The 18,115-nt window shown below is 47.1% G+C and carries 14 protein-coding genes; 4 read left to right on the plus strand and 10 right to left on the minus strand.

What is annotated here, in order from left to right; genetic code table 11:
- Positions 1–102: 102 nt before the first annotated feature.
- The 4 genes from Q1V85_RS05425 to Q1V85_RS05440 all read right to left on the minus strand — a co-directional run bounded on the left by Q1V85_RS05425 (position 103) and on the right by Q1V85_RS05440 (position 7,481).
- Positions 103–2,529, minus strand: a complete 2,427-nt coding sequence (locus tag Q1V85_RS05425) for a glycoside hydrolase family 2 TIM barrel-domain containing protein (protein WP_300598233.1) — start codon at positions 2,527–2,529, stop codon at positions 103–105.
- A gap of 37 nt (positions 2,530–2,566) precedes the next feature.
- Entirely contained in the window at positions 2,567–3,670 is a 1,104-nt protein-coding gene (locus tag Q1V85_RS05430) for a glycosylase (protein WP_300598235.1), read from the minus strand.
- Positions 3,667–6,354, minus strand: a complete 2,688-nt coding sequence (locus tag Q1V85_RS05435) for a family 78 glycoside hydrolase catalytic domain (protein ID WP_300598237.1) — start codon at positions 6,352–6,354, stop codon at positions 3,667–3,669. Before Q1V85_RS05435 ends, Q1V85_RS05430 begins: the two co-directional genes overlap by 4 nt.
- A gap of 365 nt (positions 6,355–6,719) precedes the next feature.
- Positions 6,720–7,481, minus strand: a complete 762-nt coding sequence (locus Q1V85_RS05440; protein WP_300598239.1) for a hypothetical protein — start codon at positions 7,479–7,481, stop codon at positions 6,720–6,722.
- 198 nt (positions 7,482–7,679) lie between these two features.
- Between Q1V85_RS05440 and Q1V85_RS05445 the strand changes: the two genes are divergently transcribed.
- Positions 7,680–8,567, plus strand: a complete 888-nt coding sequence (locus tag Q1V85_RS05445; protein ID WP_300598241.1) for a dienelactone hydrolase family protein — start codon at positions 7,680–7,682, stop codon at positions 8,565–8,567.
- A 92-nt stretch (positions 8,568–8,659) separates the two neighbouring features.
- Here the strand turns inward: Q1V85_RS05445 and Q1V85_RS05450 are convergent, their stop codons facing one another.
- Positions 8,660–9,205 (minus strand): RNA 2'-phosphotransferase, encoded by a 546-nt coding sequence (locus Q1V85_RS05450; protein WP_300598243.1) that lies wholly within the window; start codon positions 9,203–9,205, stop codon positions 8,660–8,662.
- A gap of 259 nt (positions 9,206–9,464) precedes the next feature.
- Here Q1V85_RS05450 and Q1V85_RS05455 point away from each other — a divergent pair, with 259 nt between their 5' ends.
- Positions 9,465–9,992, plus strand: coding sequence for a hypothetical protein (locus Q1V85_RS05455; protein WP_300598245.1), 528 nt, complete (start codon positions 9,465–9,467; stop codon positions 9,990–9,992).
- A gap of 205 nt (positions 9,993–10,197) precedes the next feature.
- Here the strand turns inward: Q1V85_RS05455 and Q1V85_RS05460 are convergent, their stop codons facing one another.
- Both Q1V85_RS05460 and Q1V85_RS05465 read right to left on the minus strand, forming a co-directional pair.
- Positions 10,198–11,619: a glycoside hydrolase family 125 protein gene (locus Q1V85_RS05460; RefSeq protein WP_300598247.1), complete on the minus strand. Its 1,422-nt coding sequence runs from the start codon at positions 11,617–11,619 to the stop codon at positions 10,198–10,200.
- A gap of 9 nt (positions 11,620–11,628) precedes the next feature.
- On the minus strand, positions 11,629–11,880 hold the full coding sequence (locus Q1V85_RS05465; protein WP_300598249.1) for a hypothetical protein: 252 nt from the start codon (positions 11,878–11,880) through the stop codon (positions 11,629–11,631).
- Positions 11,881–11,897: 17 nt separating this feature from the next.
- Here Q1V85_RS05465 and Q1V85_RS05470 point away from each other — a divergent pair, with 17 nt between their 5' ends.
- Positions 11,898–12,569: a TMEM175 family protein gene (locus Q1V85_RS05470; protein WP_300598251.1), complete on the plus strand. Its 672-nt coding sequence runs from the start codon at positions 11,898–11,900 to the stop codon at positions 12,567–12,569.
- A 160-nt stretch (positions 12,570–12,729) separates the two neighbouring features.
- The gene (locus Q1V85_RS05475; RefSeq protein ID WP_300598253.1) at positions 12,730–12,939 is read left to right on the plus strand and encodes a hypothetical protein; all 210 of its coding nucleotides are present in this window, start codon (positions 12,730–12,732) and stop codon (positions 12,937–12,939) included.
- 50 nt (positions 12,940–12,989) lie between these two features.
- On the opposite strand, the gene Q1V85_RS05480 is transcribed toward Q1V85_RS05475, so the two are convergent.
- The 3 genes from Q1V85_RS05480 to Q1V85_RS05490 form a co-directional block, all read right to left on the minus strand.
- Complete coding sequence (locus Q1V85_RS05480) at positions 12,990–16,028, minus strand: glycosyl hydrolase (protein WP_300598254.1); 3,039 nt, start codon at positions 16,026–16,028, stop codon at positions 12,990–12,992.
- A gap of 62 nt (positions 16,029–16,090) precedes the next feature.
- On the minus strand, positions 16,091–17,281 hold the full coding sequence (locus Q1V85_RS05485) for a hypothetical protein (protein ID WP_300598255.1): 1,191 nt from the start codon (positions 17,279–17,281) through the stop codon (positions 16,091–16,093).
- 202 nt (positions 17,282–17,483) lie between these two features.
- Positions 17,484–18,086: a histidine phosphatase family protein gene (locus tag Q1V85_RS05490; protein WP_300598256.1), complete on the minus strand. Its 603-nt coding sequence runs from the start codon at positions 18,084–18,086 to the stop codon at positions 17,484–17,486.
- Positions 18,087–18,115: the final 29 nt, after the last annotated feature.

The raw sequence follows: 18,115 nt of genomic DNA on the forward strand, positions 1-18,115 counted from the left end.
CTCCGCAACGGTTTGCGTAGCTTTTAACGTATTGAGCAATAGCGCTGCAATAAAAAAACAGGCATCATAGCCTGTTTCTATATTGTTTCCTATAATCACGTATTATTTCACCCGAACCCGGATGGTGGCGGGCTTTAGTCCCGGTGATGTTACCGTAATGATGGCAGTACCCTTTGTTATCCCCTTCAAAATCGCCAGCCCCAACCCATTGTATACCCTGCGCTGATTGGTTTGAAAAGATTGAAGATCCGCCTGGTAGCCATTATCCATTGCCACCACTTTTGCTATGGCTGTAGTGGCCACCCGCACTTCGTTCTGAGCGTTGGGAACAAGATTTCCATCCCGATCCAGGATACGGATGGTGACAAACGCACGATCATCGCTGTTCAGTTGCAGCACCCCGTTTTCTATCTCCAGTGCTATTTGAGCCGGAGGACCTGCAGTATGGACAGTACGCTCCAGTACCGTTTTTCCATTCTTCCGGGAGATCACTTTTAATACCCCGGGCTCAAAAGGAACATGCCAGAGCACATGAAAAGCCGTATCATCTTTCCTTTGTACTCCCAAAGAGCGACCGTTCAGAAACAGTTCAGCTTCATCCGCCTGGCTGTAATAAACCTTTACATCAACCGTTTGTCCGCTTTTCCAGCCCGTTCCGTCTTTAGCGGGATTCCAGTGCGGCGCCATATGCAGCACGGGTTTGTTTGTCCACTCACTCTGGTACATATAGTATACATCCTTGGGGAATCCTGCCAGATCCACAACACCATAGTATGCGCTTCTTGCAGGATAGGGATAAGGTACCGGTTCGCCCAGGAAATCGAATCCAGACCAAACAAAGAGTCCTGATAAATAATCATGTTTCTTTATGATCCGCCAGGTTTGTTCATGGGTTGATCCCCAGTAGGCAGCCACATTGTCGTAGGCAGAAACGGTGAAATCCGGATTGCCGTTCTCTACAAATTTAAACTTTGATGCGGAGGGCCAAAGCCGCAGCGAATCTGCGGGCCCGTCGTAATGCCCGCGGGTAGCCAGTCCGGATACATTTTCTGTTGCGATGAATTTTTCGCCGGGATAATTTTTGGGGAAATCCTCATAAGCTTCAATGTGATAATTCAGGCCAATCACATCTAATGCTCCCGATTGATAAATGAAATTCTTATCGGAACGGTTCTCGCTCAGTGCACAGGTTACCGGCCGGGTCGTATCTAATGCCTTTACAATATTTACCAACTCCTTTGCCAGGGTAATACCGGTGGAATCAAATTGTTCCCTGATCTCATTGCCGATACTCCACATAAACACGCTTGGATGATTACGATCGCGCTTTACCATATGTTCCAGGTCGCGCCGGTGCCATTCCGGGAAATCGCTGTAGTAATCGTACTTATTTTTTTTCTTTGCCCACATATCAAAGGATTCGTCCATTACCAGGAATCCCATTTCATCACAAAGATCCAGGAACTGCGGATCAGGCGGATTATGTGCCGTACGGATCGCGTTCACTCCCATTTCCTTCATGATGCGTAGTTGGCGGCGCGCCGCCGACCGGTTAAATGCGGCACCCAGCGCGCCCAGGTCATGATGCATGCAAACACCTTTTATCTTCAATGCATCCCCATTTAATGAAAAGCCCTTCTTTGCATCAAATACAAAATAACGCACACCAAAGGTCGTCTCCCACTGGTCTGTCTGCTGCGCTCCATCGAACACTTTAAATACCGCTTTATAAAGTCTTGGTTCAGTTACCGACCATAGTGCAGGATCTTTTAATATGGTTTTAAAACGAAAATGATGCGCCTGTGTTCCGGAAATACCATTCATCTCCTGCACGCTCCTGCCGGAGGGATCAAATACGGTACAGGTCACTTTTATTCCCGGCCGGCCGTCACCCCTGTTCAGGATATCCGATGTGGCATTAAACCAGGTTTGACCATTCGGATCTCTTGTCGTATACACAAAAGTTCCCCAGCGCTCAAAGGCGATCTTTTTGGTGATCACCAGTCGGGTATCCCGGTAGATTCCCGATCCGGTGTACCACCTTGAATTGGGCTGCCGGCTGTTATCTACTTTTACCGCGATCGTATTCTTTTGTTTTCCCTTCCTGATATAGGGTGTCAGATCATAATCAAAGGATGTATAGCCATAAGGCCATTTGCCCAGGTAATGTCCGTTGATCCATACCGATGCATCGCGGTAAATGCCATCAAACTCAATTCGAACATGATCTTCAGCTGTAATGTCTCCCAGTATGAACGTTTTCCGGTACCATCCCGTTCCACCCGGCAGCGCGCCGCCGGCATTGCCCGCGGGATGTGTTGAATCAAAACGGCCTTCAATGCTCCAGTCGTGCGGCAGATCCAGCAGCCTCCATGACGCATCATTGAATCCGGCGTCTTTCCAGGATTGCACATCGCCCAGATGAAAACGCCATCCTTTGTTAAAGTCGATCACCCTGCGGGGACTTTGCTGTGCCGCTATCCCCGTGGTCAATAAAAAGCAAATACTTAGTTGTAATAGATACTTCATCGTTTTCCGAATAAACCAATAAGACCACAAAACCTCATCAATCAACAAAACGCACGGCACTTTTCCCTTTATCTGCCGACGTAGCCACCGCAATACCGCGCTGATCCTTTTCATTTACCGCGCAATAGAAATGATAGACCACTCCCTTATATTTTACCACGCAGGGTTTGTGCGCATATTTGCTGTCAAAAGGTTCAGACGACCGGATCAGGTCGGCGCCTTCCCAATCCGTCCAGTGTACCAGATCATATGAACAGGCGAAGCGGTTAAAGGTTTCGTTCTTCCGCTGCTCCCAGAACGCGCCAAAGTAAAACATCACCCAAAGGTTCCCCATTTTTTGTAAAACCCCGTCCCCGGTAATGCCGATCCTGTGATGCACTACAGGATCCACCAGGTAGCGCTTCCAGTGTACCATGTCATTTGATACTGCCATCCCAATTCGCTCGAACCAACGCCATTTGGGCGTATTATGACTGGTATCTCCATTCGCATTGTAATACATTACAAAAGGGTATCCCAGGGTCTTTTTTTTATCCCATATTACGGTGCTCTTGTACAGTTTTTTATTTTCCCACCAGCGTGTATCCGGGTCCGTCGCTTTTAATACGGGCTTATCCAGTTTGCGCCATTCATGCGGACGGGCGATATCACCGGGCGTATACGCCATACCGATAGATAATAGTCCGGCCTCATACCCCGGTGTATGTCCGCCAATATAACTCATCCAGTAATTTCCATTATATTTTTCCGCACTATAACTTCCGGCCCAGGTAGGATCGACCAGCGATACATAACCGGCCCGCTGATAGCCATCCCACTGCAGCGAGTCATTTACCTTGGATAGCATTTTTCCAAGGGTTGTCCAGTGCAGCAGGTCATTGCTTTGCGCCAGCCAGGTCTCATACCCATCACCGTCAAACTCAATATAAGACATATACCATTTCCCGTTTTTTCGGAATACAGTCGGACAATCCAGTTTTTTTGACGGGTCACCGGGAGCGATCACCAATCCGTATTTATACGGAGTTTTTACGGCTTCATACACTTTTTGCATGACGGCCTGTGGCACTTCTTTTTTTTGTGCGCCTGCGGCCATTACCATCAATATCCATCCAATAATTAAAAAAATCCGTGTCATCATTTTTTATTTGCGGTAAAGCTATAACTGCCTGATCCAACTTCTACAGGCGGTTTGTCATACCCAGGCGGGAAATACACTGTAGCAGAAGTATTGGCTGGAATCATTATGTTTATAGTAAACCGTTCGCCTTCTTTTTTCCAGTCAGCCTTTATCAACCCGCGTACAGAATGATAGCTTGCTGCTGCATGGTTTATCGTTCCAACCGGATGAGGTTTTATCTCGATATTTTTAAATCCTACGGAACCTTCCGCCTGCCGGATGCCGCAAAGACCGGAGTAAAACCACTCCATCAGATGTCCCAGCATAAAATGATTATTGGATACCGATGATAATGCGGCCCAGGATTCTGTAAGTGCGGTGGCTCCATGCGCCAGCTGATAGCCATATCCGGGTACATCACTCCGGTTGTTCATATCATAAATCACATCACTATACCCGGCATCCTCCAGGGCACGCAGCACATAGCGGTATCCCACATCGCCACCGGTAAGCGCATTCTTTCTGTTACGGATATCTTTTACCAGGTTTTGCACTACGGCATCCCGGTATTGCGGCTCCACCAGGTTCATATATAAAGCCATGGCGTTGGCGGCCTGACTTCCGGTGGCGTATTGTTTGGTTTGTTTATTAAAAAAAGTTTGATTGAATGCCTGCTTTACTTCTGCTGCCCAATTTTCAAACATGGGAACATCGGTTTGCATGTCTAATAACGCAGCCACCTTTGAAAGAATGGTGAGGTTATAATAGTATGTAGCTGTAGCTGTTACGCCCATCGGTGTAAGCTGGGAAACGCCGGGATGTTCGGGGCCGATGTCGTACCAATCGCTTAAGCCGAATTCAAGGATATGATGTTTCGATTTAGCTTTTAAATACGAAACATATTTCTTCATCATTGGGTAGGCTTCTTTTAGCAATGCCGTATCGCCATACCATTGAAATGCGTACCAGGGAAAGATGACGCCGGCACTCCCCCACTCCGGTGAATCACGGAAACCGCCATCAAAATGCACATACTCCGGAGCTATATCAGGGATCAGCCCATCTTCAGTTTGAGCATTCACCATATCCCGTACCACTTTTTTACAAAGCGCCGCAATATCATAATTGTACTGTACCGAACTGCCCATCAGGTGTGTTTCTTCCAGCCATCCCAGTTTTTCCCGATGAGGACAATCCGTAAATACACTCACCATATTGCTGCGGATGGCCCAGCGGATCAGATCACTTGTTTTATTGAACAATTCATTGGAGCTGCTGAAAACCCCGATCTCCGGCGCGCTGTTACGAATGTGCAGCCCCTTCACTTCCTTCATCACCGGTAGTCCCGGAGTACCGTTCTCCGGTGTAGCACCTTCTACCTGCAGATACCGGAACCCGTAGTAGGTGAAGCGCGGCTGCCATTCTTCTATTCCATTTCCTTTGAGTACATAGGTATACACATGCGGCGCGCCCGTGGCCTTTTGATTGGCAGACCCGTCTTTGTTGATCAACTCTGCGGGACGTAACCGGATCGTATCACCCTGCTTTCCCATAACTTTTATTGCGGGAATGCCGGAAAAATTCTGCCCCAGATCATATACACAGGTATCTTTTGCAATTTGCTTTTTCGACACCGGCAGAAATGTTTGCAACACCCGCACCGGTTCTGCCGGCTGGGCCTGCAACCGGGCCGGGCCGCTGGTGCTCAATGCATCCTTCCATCCACTATCGTTAAAGCCGGGGCGGTCCCAGCCCGTTTCTTCGCGGTTGGCATCATAGTCTTCTCCACCATAAATACTGGAAAAGTATATCGGTGATGCTGCCGTTTTCCAGCTGTTGTCAGATACTACTATTTGTGTAGTACCATCTCTATATTCTATCAATAGTTTTGCGATCATCTTCGGAAAACCATATGCCCCTGTAAGCTTCCGGTAACGTTCCCCTGGTATATAATAAAACCCATTGCCCAGCATTACGCCCAGCACATTTTCGCCGTTTTGCAGTTGGGAAGTAATATCAAAGCTTACATACTGTGCGTGTTTGGAATATTGCGTCCATCCCGGATCAAGAAAATGATCTCCCGTCTTATTTCCATTTATATGCATTTCAAAATGTCCAAGTCCGCTGATAAATGCCGTAGCTTGTTTTACGGGTTTGGCCACCCTGAAACTTTTGCGAAGCAAGGGCAATACATCCGGACGTTTCCCCCAATCTTTCTTGCCATTTCCGTGTGCAAAAGGCAGGATCACATTAGAATCGGGCAACAGGTCCCTTGCGATCCACCGGGCTCCGGACCAGTCTTCGATACTCAGCAGTCCCATCTGCCATAACGCAGGATCACTATAACCTGAAGGACGCCCTTCCGCATCCCAGGTCATTACTTTCCAGTAGTATTTTTTACCAGCGACCAGCTGTTTTCCGGCATAACGGATCTGGATAGTGGCATCCGAAAGTACCTTACGCGAATCCCAGATATTGCCCCTCCCTTCTTTAAGCAACTGTATATCATCAGCCACCAGGATCCGGTAAGCCGACTGCCGTGCATTTTTCTGGCTGCTGCCAGGCTCCCAACTCAGCCGGGGGTTGGCATCCTCCACCCCCAGCGGGTTTTGCAGGTATTCGCAACGCAGGTATACTGCTTTTAGCTGGGCATCAGCCGATAGGCCGATCAAAAAAAGCACACTAAGAATAAAGCATTTTTTCATACAGAAACCGTTTTACAGAATGTCAATGTTGGATACCCGCAGGACTTTTGCTTTTCTTAGCAGAAGCCATACAGTATAATGTCCGGCATTGGCCATGTTACCCGAATTTACCGTTACCAGGTTCCCCCGATTTATCGGGGCCAGACCGGGTAAATTTAAGGGGAATCCGCTGTTCTACCATCCTGTTGCCTCCTGCACCATTATAATTATCACGTCGCGCCCATATGGACGCTGTTGCTGCAAAAAAATCCGGATTGCCACAATCGCTTTCATACACCGTTTCTTAACCAACCCTAAAGATTCGATTTTTTCCGTAAGAACGGCTGTAGAATTCGACTATAATGATGTAGGATCTTGCTGCCGTATTAATTCCTTATTATTTTTCCGGGATCATTCAACAGAAGCATTACACCCTTATATACGGTTAGTACCGCTTCGGGGGTTTCGGGGGTTCCCAGCCGGTTTATAGCAACTGTATATCGGTACAGGTCGTTTGTAAAAGTAATGGTGTGATTTCCACCTGTCCCCTGTATTTCAAAAACACCGTTATATAGTACCAGGTCCGGCTCCTGCTTCCTGCTCTTTAAGCTCCAGCATGCATAACGCCATTGACCTCCGGCCAGCTCATCGATCCGAATCCGGTAGCGTTTGGTAACAATCTTATACCGGGGGGCGGCAAATTGTTGCAGGGATGGTGGAAGCTGCTGTTTATCTTTTTGTATGGCGCTTTCCAGGAGTATCTTTTCCTCTTCCGACTGGTAGTTAATGGCTGTAATGCCGCCTGCATCAGTCATCCAGAGCACACCCTTATCCAGCATCAGGCCTCTCCAACCCACAACCGACCAATCATCCGCTTTTGACCGGGCAATCCGGCACAGCAACGCATCGTCAAAGATCGTATCAAAACGGATCAGCATTTCCGCCTTATTTTTTACGTCGGACAGCGGATAGGTTCTTCTTAAAGGGTAAACGACCATAGCGGCAATCTGCTGCTTATCACCGGAGCTTGCGGCGCGGATCAATTTATCTGTCACCATTTGCTGAGCGCTGCTCAATCCATTCGATTGTGCATACAGTACCTGCGGCACCTTTATAAACAGCCATAAAAGAAGGGTGTGGCATTTCATAGGGTCAAGTTAAAAAAAATCAGCGGAAGACCTGCACAGGTAACATCCTATTTGCGAAAATAAACAATACCAGGGTCATTTTTGCGTTTGCGAACGCCGCAGCTTAAAATAGCATGTATGCGTGAACCATAAAAAAAGTTTAAATTTGAAAAGCGCCCGTATCTGTAACATTCATTTTTCCACTTCAAAAACAGCAATATGAATCCCATCAAAAAAGAAGATATCCGCCAGGAAGTATTTGATCTTTATGATGATTATGCCCATAACCGAATTGACCGGCGGAACTTTGTACAAAAGCTTTCGGCATATGCCATTGGCGGGCTCACCGTTCCGGCACTTATGAGTTTTTTAATGCCCGATTATATCTCCACCGCACAGGTAGTGCCGGAAGATGCACGCATAAAAACAACCTATATTCATTACAATTCACCAAAGGGTGGCGGTTCCATTAAAGCATTACTGGCATTACCGGAGGGGTTGAAAAAGAAAACCGGTGGTGTGGTAGTAGTACATGAGAACCGCGGCCTGAACCCCTATATCGAAGATGTAGCACGGAGGGTAGCGCTTGCCGGATTTGTTGCCCTTGCGCCCGATGCATTGACTCCGCTTGGCGGCTACCCTGGTAATGATGACGCAGGGCGCGACCTGCAGGCTAAGCGCGACAAGAACGAAATGCTGGAGGATTTTATTGCCGCTGCGGATTATCTGAAAACCCAACCGGATTGCAACGGGAAGGTGGGTGTAGTTGGTTTTTGCTTTGGCGGATGGATCGCCAATATGATGGCTGTGCGGATGCCCGGCCTGTCGGCGGCTGTTCCTTTTTATGGCACGCAGCCTGCTTCGGAAGATGTTTCAAAGATAAAAGCCCCCCTGTTACTACACTACGGAGCCCTGGATACCCGTGTTAACGAAGGCTGGCCGGCTTACGAAGCAGCATTAAAAAGCAATCATAAAAAGTATACCGCATACATCTATCCAAATGCCAATCATGGGTTTCATAACAACACGACGCCCCGTTATGATAAAGATGCTGCGGATCTGGCCTGGCAACGAACGATTGATTTTTTCAGGAAGCAGTTGTTATAAAGCTGAAGTACTTATTCATAAAAATGGAGAGAAGCCGCTTTACTCTAACAGACCTGCGACAGATTAAGACTGACCAGGAGGACCGGCACGCGCTAGTATTGTAAGTATTTCGCGGGCACTGCCTCCGTAAGCCAAACGCCATTGTCCGAAAGATAAAACAAAAAGCCATCCTTATACATTTGTTCCGCAAGTATACTGAACACAAAAGGTACTCCGTGCCTTTGTCCCACATTAACAGCTGTGCCCCAATCGCTGCTTAAATGTACATGCTGCCGGCTGCGTTTTTCAAGTCCCTTAGCCAGAATGGATGGAACTGATTTTTCACCGGTTCCATGATACAGTATTTCCGGTGGCTTTTGATTCGTATACCCCAGCTCGATTGTAATGGAATGCCCCTGGCTCGCCCTTATTTTATCCATCGCTTCATTAAAAGCAAAACGTTTTTTAGGATTTGTGGCAACAATATATTTTAAGATGTCCCGGTCCAATCCGATTCCGTGATCATTGGCTTTTTCTATCAGCACGTCAACGTCTGTCCAGCCATAATCATCCAGCTGAATATCGATTGTTTCGGGCTTGTGACGCAGAACAAGACTTAAAAACTTGCTGAGATTGATTAACTGTTTTTCGCTAAGCATTTTGGCTTTTTTTTATCATTTCAATGCGTACGATTTTTTGGTATAACTTTTCCCCGCCCGAATTTCCGTACCGGTTACACCGCTAAAATAACCGTTTTTATCCTCATAAGGAAATCTCCAGGTACTGCTATCATCAGTCTGGCAACATATTCGGATCGGATATGCCCTTTTTTGCCACGCCCATTGATCATAGCGTTTTATTTCATAAGTTAGCTGTTTATAAAACCCGGCCAAGATACACCAGTATTATATCCCTGGAATGAGCGCAACAGAAACATATCAGTATCCAAAAGTGTACCTGTACCGCCGTATTGTGCAGGCGAAGCTCTTTATTGATGCGCACTATTCCGAGAAGATCGACCTGGACAATATTTATGGAAAACCAGCTTTCGATACATACAGGCCCCGTTGTGTGCATACCACCCAGTTTTTTGAATTTGCAGGAGGCATTACACAAATGAGCATGGTAGAAGACCGGGTAGTTTTGCCCGATGCCTGCATACAGCCGATTGCCAGCAAGGACGTAGCTGCTTTTATGGCTTCAGCAGCATTGGCCGCACCGGCTAATAAAACCCTGGAAATTGGCGGTCCGGAAAAATTCGAGATGACGGCATGGATCAAACAATACCTGCAGGCTACTCATAAAAACAATAAGGTGGTTACCGACCGTTTGGCCTTGTATTCGGGTGCACCGCTGGAAACAGACACCCTGGTTCCTAAAGCAGCTGCATACCTGGGGGCTACAACTTACGCAGACTGGATCACCCAGGCCGGAAACCTGCGATAACCCGGTGATCGTCTATCAAAGCTCTTAAAGCAGGGACAGGCGAAATACCTGTCCCTGCTATTTACGGTTTCCTACTATTTCGGTGTAAAAGAAGTTTTTTCAAAAAAGCAAGTACCCTGAGCGTTGCCAACGTTGCAAATATTATCGGCCAACTACATTATCTACGTGGGTGCATCTGTTTACAATACGCTATTTAAAGCGAGGATCAGCCCAGCAAACCCGGCCGTTCATTAAAGGTTTTCCAGAGCAGTTCTCCAAATAGTGTGTTAGACCAGGCGAACCATTTCCGGGTAAATTTCTTTGGATCATCTTTATGAAACGATTCATGCATAAAACCGGTGCCACCATGGGTTTTCCGGAGCGTATCGATGCACCAGCGTATCTCCCTGTCATCGCTGGAAGTAAGTGCCTTCATGGTAATGCTCATGGGCCAGATCATATCTTTACCGATATGCGGGCCGCCAATGCCTTCGGCTACTGCGCCTTTAAAGAAAAAGGGATTCTCTGAAGACCATACATAATTACGTGTAGCCTTGTATAGAGGGTCGGTATGCTGTACCGCCCCCAGGTACGGCAGGCCCAGTAAACTGGGCACATTTGCGTCATCCATCAATATATGACTGCCATAACCGTTTACCTCGTAGGCATACATTTTTCCCAGCTGCGGGTGTGTGATCACCGCATATTTTTTTAATGCGGCGTCCACTTCAGTTGCCAATTGTGCCAGTTCGCTGGCCAACGCGGCATCACCCGATATCTTATTCACCATTTCCGCCGCCTGCCGCAGGCTTACCACAGCAAAGAGATTGGAAGGAACGAGGTATGCAAAAATCGTAGCATCGTCACTTGGCCGGAACATAGAGCAGATAAGACCAACGGGCTTTACCGGGTAACCATACCCGCCCATCGGAATGCCATCTGTAGCCCAGGAAGTTTTCCGTTCAAATTTATACGGACCCGCACCATTCTTTCGCTGCTGTTCCTTAAACGTTTTTAACGTAAGCGCAATTCCTTCTTTCCAGGAAGCATCAAAAGGAGCCGTATCGCCTGTTTCTTTCCAGAAACGATAGGCCAGCCGGATGGGATAACAGAGCGAATCGATTTCCCATTTCCGTTCGTGGATGCCCGGTTTCATGTCTGTAATATCGGTTTCTTTCCACTCGCTTACCTTGCTATCGTCATTATAAAAGGCATTGGCATAGGGATCCTTTAAAATAAAATGTGTTTGTTTACGGATCACACCCTCAATCAGCCGGTGCAGGGCCTGATCCTTTTTGGTAAACGCCAGATAAGGATATACCTGTGCCGAACTATCGCGCAACCACATAGCATCGATATCGCCGGTAATCACATAAGTATCCGGCTTCCCGTCCTTTTCCGTATAAAAAACGGTTGTATCCAGCGTATTCGGAAAACAGTTATTGAATAACCAGCCCAGCTCTTTGTTTTTTACTTTCGACTGAAATGCTTTTATGGCATTTTCGATCGCCGTACTTCTAAAATGGCGCTGGCCTTCAGAAACCCGCACCACAGGAAAATCGTTTTTGCTTTGAGCGAAAGAAAAACGATCCACGGCGAGCCCGGCACCCAGCACGCTGGTGTATTGCAGAAATGTTTTACGATTCATGTTATATACTTATGGGTAAAGCAAAAAATTATTATGTGCTTGTAAAACTACTCGATTTTTCAAAAACATCCTCTTTTTAATGCCGATGAGCTGCGTTCCATCTGCGCCATCCGCAGGAACCTTCCTCTTAAAACAAACACCATTCAAAAATTCCGAAAAGTTCACCACAAGTTCTACTTTTGATATGGCCATATTTGGGGTATTATTTTTTCCGCGGGTGAGCTGCGGCAAAACCGAAAAAAAATCGCAAGGATCAAACATACTGTAAATGTATAAAAATGAGTAAACAAGACACCTACAATAAAATTGCCGGGCAGGATACCGGTCGCATTATTGCCATCAGCGATGGCGTTTTTGGAGTAGCACTTACCTTGTTGGTATTGGAGATCCGGGTACCTGTTATGGAATCGATCCACTCTGAGCAGGATTTGGTACAGGCATTTTTTGCATTGAAGTCGAAATTCCTGGTATATTTTCTTGCCTTTATGACCACTGGTATTTTTTGGGTGGGTCATTCATCACAATACAAATACATTGAAGGGAGTGACCGGAATTTAAACTGGATCAATTTGCTTTTTCTTTTATCCGTAACCATGTTACCCTTCACTACCGCGTTTTTGGGAGATTATATGCATTTTAAATTCCCCATTGCTGTATACTGGCTGAATATCTTTTTATTGGGTACCATGTTGTACATTAACTGGGCTTATGCCTGCAGGCACCATTTTGTTAATGAGAACGTAAAGAAAATGGTGGATCTTCCTTTGCGTAAAAGAATTATCACCGCACAATCCCTGTACCTTTTTGGTGCACTACTCTGCTTTATCAATCCGCTCCTCAGCATCACGTTTATCATCCTGGTACAAATGAATTATGCCTTTGCCTTTCTCTCGCAAAGAAAGAAAAACGCGGGCAGCGCAATACAGGAAGATGTTAAACCCCAGCATTAACCTTTGCTTCAGTTCAAAGGCGCATATCTGACCCGGTTTTTATATCTGCAGTGCTCCCTGTTTACCATTAACAGCTGATCGCTGAAAGCTGAAAACTGATCGCTGATGACGGATTGCCCGGATCAGCTATTTGTTGTAACTTTAAGAAAAATCCTTTCTTATGACCGATCATAACCAGGACGCGATTATTGTTGCAAGAACGTATAATGATATCGCAACCGCAATTTCTGCAAAAGAAAAACTGGAGGAGGCTGGTATTACGGCTACAATTGACGATATGGATGTAGTGGGTATGACGCCGCTGGCTGGTATCGAGGTGAAGATCTTTTCAAAGGACCTCGAAAAAGCCAACCAGGTATTGGGAAGCTAGTACTATCCACCATTGAAAAACCGCTGGACTTTTAAGCCCGATAAGCGCGTTTATCCGGCAAAAGAAACCAGCATTACCGGCCCCAACAAACCCGACGGCAGCAGCGGGTCCTCCTTTTTAAACGGGATGTTTGTCCTTGTTCTTCGTTGCTCCGGGGGCAATCCCGCATCCCCAATCAGCCGGTTGGGCCAGAGATTGATCACTTCAATGCGGATATCATTGACTCCTTGTTTCCATTTGCCGGTCACCTCCACCCGCCAGGGAGCTGTCCATACAATTCCCAGATCGGTATCGTTGAGCCAGACCCGGCAGATATTTTTTACCACGCCCAGATCAAGGAATAAAGCACCGGATGGCAATACATCCCTAAAAGAAACCTGTTTGCGATAAACAACCTTGCCTGAATAATAACGGATACCCGGATCCGTATGCCGGCTCCAGTCTTGCAACGATTCAAAACGAATGGCTGTCGGTCCGCCCCATTGGGGATCGAACTGCAACTCCCAGGAACCGGTCAGTTCCTGCAGTTTACGAAATGCATCCGGCCGCTGCCATATACCTGGTGCCGGAGCAGGGAGATCTTTTGTTTTTACTTTGGGGAATACCACAAACACGGATTGAAATACATCGAGGCTCAGTGTTATTTTTGTGCGGCCCTGCTCCTGTTGATATACGGGCCACCAGCGTTTTCCTGAAACGGGGTCCCATAACTCCGGCTGTTTGCCGGTTACACGAAAGATGCAGTTGCTTAGCACGGCTTCTTTTTTCCGGTTGGTAATGAAATAAATCTCCGCATCTTCTGTGGTGCGATGAATAAAATCGATCCAGGCACTGGTATTGGCAACTTCAAAATCAGGCTGACAATGCATGCTTTCCAATACTGCTCGTACCGATCCCGGATAGAACAGGCGGCCCTTGCCCACCGTAATACCCTTACCGGAAACGGGCTCCTTCCATAACATTTTCGCCAGCTGCTGAATCGCCGTATCGCATTGCGGATAATTGGCCAGGCCAGAATCCGTTTGCGGTGGAGCACCCATTACCAGGGCGCCCTGCTCTAAAAGCGCTTTTATCTTTTTCAGCACAGCAACCGGCATACGGGTGCTATCCGGCAATACAAGGATCCGGTATTGCATACCATCCGGCAATACCAGCCTTCCATTGCGTACACGAACCCGCTCCAATAACACTTCTGCATTACACACATCATAATCATATCCCCTTCCCAACGCCGCAGGTATGTGTTTTTGCGCCACAAGATTCGGTGCAATATCTCCATTATAAAACAATACATCGGCCACAAAATGCCCGGCACGTAGCAGGTACTGGCTGCGCGCAACATATGAAAAGAAAGGTGATGAAAATTCCCACCAGGTTACATTCGGATTGAAATGCGTACCCGCGCCGTACTCATAACCGGGTACTCCGTCCTTAGGTCTTGTTGCCGTGGACGTATGAATCACAATACGGTTGATCCCTTCACAAAAAGCACGGTCCAGCGCCTGCTTCAGCGAACCCGGATAATCCGTCCAGTGACGGAAACTGGTAAAGGCCTCCGCTGATGCCAGTTTCCGGCCGTAGATATGTGCCGCGGATGCGACCATCTTGGTTACTTTATTCTGTCCAAAATCCAACCGGGATACGCCGTAGGACTTATCATCCGCCAGGTTTTCCTGGTCTTCATGCTTTGGTGCCAGCCAGAATTCGCCCGCAGGCAGATCACTGCGTCCCAGGTTTTTTAATCCATCGATACAGATGGTGCCCGAACGGCTGGGACCTGCCGCTTCGTTCTGTACCAGCATGCCCTGCCGGTGACAAAGTGCCGCAAAATGGCCATAATGCTCATCGGCCATACAATCGGCAATGGTGCGGCGGTAATCATTCAAAAAGCGGTCGGATATATCCGCACTGCCAATCAGGTAACCTGATAATACAGGAAGGTACGGTGCTGCATCATACCCCCGGTAATGTCTGAACTTTTCAAGAATCTTTTCCGTCCAGTTGGGAAACCCGTCTTCAAAGCTATCATCACAGAAATACGCGGGCTTTGCACCCACTTTTGCAGCCTCCTCGATAAATACTTTTCCCAGGTGCTCAAACTGAAGCTCCACGCCTTTTTTATCAAACCAGTCGATCGACAAACCATCTCCCTCCGGTTGGGCAATCATCAGTTTTGACCCCGTCATCCGGTGCCCGGTACGTACGATCGTCCAGGTACCGGAGGGCACTTCCCATCGTAGCCATCCGCCTGTATCCATCTTACCGGTAAGATCAATGACATCTGTTAAAGGAATCGCCTCGTCACTGGCGCTATTGACCCAGGGCGCTTGAACGGGATCCGTGATCTCGAATGATTTTGCAAAATTACTGGCATCTTTCCGGTTGGTTTTTGCATCCAGCAATGCTGCGCGACTGCCGGTTAGTGTATGTTCTTTTGCCGGTGTACGAATGGCCACAACCGATGTATCCCTGTAGTCGAGCTGTTCCAGGGGCAGATCGATGTATTCTTTATAACCCGGAGGATTAAATACTTTATCATACCCGGCGCGGTTACCCGGCAGCGGAAGGGTACCCCGAAATGATTGCGGTCCCTTTAGTTCGAGTGTTGATTGCAGGTACCAGCGGCCGGCATTCTCCGGCCGGATCCAGGGCCCGCCCATACACCATCCCGAACTGAGATTGATGCCCACTTCAATATTCAGACGTTTGGCCTCTTTCATGGCAAAGCGATAAAGCGCCTTCCAATCTTCCGAAAGAAATTTCGCACCCTGCGGAATGCGGGCGCCGCCAAGTCCGTCGGATGAATTTACCAGCAACACGCCGCTCATACCCTTCGCCTTAAAGGCTTCCAAATCCCGCCGGATGCCTTCCTCATCTACCAAGCCATTAAACCACCACCAGTAGCAGGAAGAACCTGCCGTTTCGGGCGGGGTTACAAAGTTTTTGAACAAGGCTTCAGCGGCATTCATGCCCGTTAAAGCCGTCAGCCATACCGGGTTCACCAATATTGCGTGAAATCCTGCCAACCCGCTGATTTTTAAAAAACTTCTTCTTTTTAAATGCATGGCTGTTTTATATGAAGTGGACATATTGAAAATGGATGCCGGATACATGGTGCCGGGTGATCCTATATGTTTAGGTTAAACGATGATCATTTCACTTCCTCAAAAGGAGCAGCATCCTGTCCGGTCCAGCGATATAACCGGAGATCACAATATTGCTTCTTGCTTTTAGTGACGCCGTTTTGAGAAATATAAAAATAGCCATTGCCCAACGCATGCATACCAGTTGATCCCCAGGGATAATACCAACCATGCACCCCGCTCTTTTGATCGTACATACCCGCTGTTGCCAGTTGCAGCAGGTTTCCTTTTTCTCCATTATCAAACTCCTTTAATGGCTGAAGCGCCGGGGCCCTGGCACCATCTATTGCAAACAGGCTATAATTAGGAAATTGCATTTTTTTTCCTGCGTAAACAGCAGCCAGCCAATACCCGGTATGCGGATCGTATTCTAAATTCTGAATTCCGTACGAGGTGTTCCCGGTGTAAAGAAAATACTTATTTAGCGGCTTTGCCGGTCCTGTTTTATTAAATCCATTTTGTGATAGCGGACGTTCATACTGCCGGAGATGCTTTGCATCATATTGCAGGATCACCTGGTAATCATTATCCGTACGGGACGTATCGCCATATACACCATAAGCCAGGTTTAAAAAGTTCTTTCCATGTTTTTGTCCAAACTGCGGGCCAAAAGCAATGCCATCAATACCACTGCATCCATAACGGTGCGCTACCTGTTTACCCTTGCTCATGACGGTTGCCTTATAATCATCGGCCACTTCCTTCAAATAAACCGTATGAATGATATCATCTTTTTCAGCGTTCATGCCTGGCCGGGTGATCTTTTCCCCATCGAAAATGGCAATATAAAAAGAGCTTTCTTCATTCTGACTTTTCGTATCGCTTCCAAGTCCTTTTAAGATCCCCTTTCCAATGTTATCATTTTTATACTCCAGCGAAGCATAAATGCGGCCATCTTCCGGGTTTACATCCAGGCAGCCCAGGTGCCCGATAAACCCATCAACGCTTCCGATAAGCTCCCCTTTTAAATTGGTCTTTACCAGCTTTGTGGTAAATGAAAAATAAGCATACCCGCGTTGCACATCAACCACCACGCCCTGCACATGAAAGTTGCCTTCTTCGAGGTAAATGCGGCGGGGAAGGCCCTTTATTGAAATCCGTTCATTTGCATTACCGGAGGACTGGCTTTTCTGAACCGGTTTACAGCTCCATAAAACAAAAATGAAAAAGGACAGCGCCAGGTAGTTTTTTATCTTCATTATTCAAGTGTTGCTGAAAATATTTGATCATCCCCGTTTACCAGGTAAACATATAGGATTCAACATTTCTGAATGTACCCAAAATCCGCCGTTAGAAAAACATTGCTCTCTAACTATTTTGAAACGCAGTTTTTTTATATCCCTCCCGTGCATCACAACAGGCGATGAACCCATCTGCCTGACCGTTCCCGCAATAGTAATACTATATTGAGGTTGCGTTTAATTTTTTAAGCGTCAATACATTTTTATCATCCAGTTCAAAGTAGGACACGGCGGAGTTTTCCATATCGAAACGGCGGTAGTTCGATAATGGCATACCCAGTTTTGACGCCAGGTAGAGCCGGTTAATGCCATTGTGCGCTACAACCATTACCAGCTGTCCATTATGTTTACGGTGCAGTTCTTCAAAAAAATCATTTACCCGTCTTACAATTTCACCACCGGTTTCGCCGGTACCACCCGCTCTCGCTGCTTCAGGGTCATTCATCCATGCGTCCCAAAGCGAGGGGTCTTCTGCATTGAATTCTTCCTTTGTTTTCCCTTCCCATAAACCGAAATCGGCTTCTATCAGCCGTTCATCGGTGACTACAGCCTGGTTACCGGAGGCAATTGCAGCTGTTTTACAGGCACGCTGCAAAGGTGATGAATAGACGGCGTCGACTGTTACATCCTTCAGCGCTTCAAATACTTTGCCGGCCTGTGCCGTTCCTTTTTCTGTAAGCCCTATATCCGTTCTGCCGCAATACCGGTTTCCATCAGCATTATAGGCCGTTTCACCATGCCGCAATAAAATCACTTTTAGCATTCTTTTTATTATTTATACAAAGTTCGTTT

The organism is Niabella sp., assembly GCF_030150205.1.
In the GTDB taxonomy this organism is placed as follows: domain Bacteria; phylum Bacteroidota; class Bacteroidia; order Chitinophagales; family Chitinophagaceae; genus Niabella.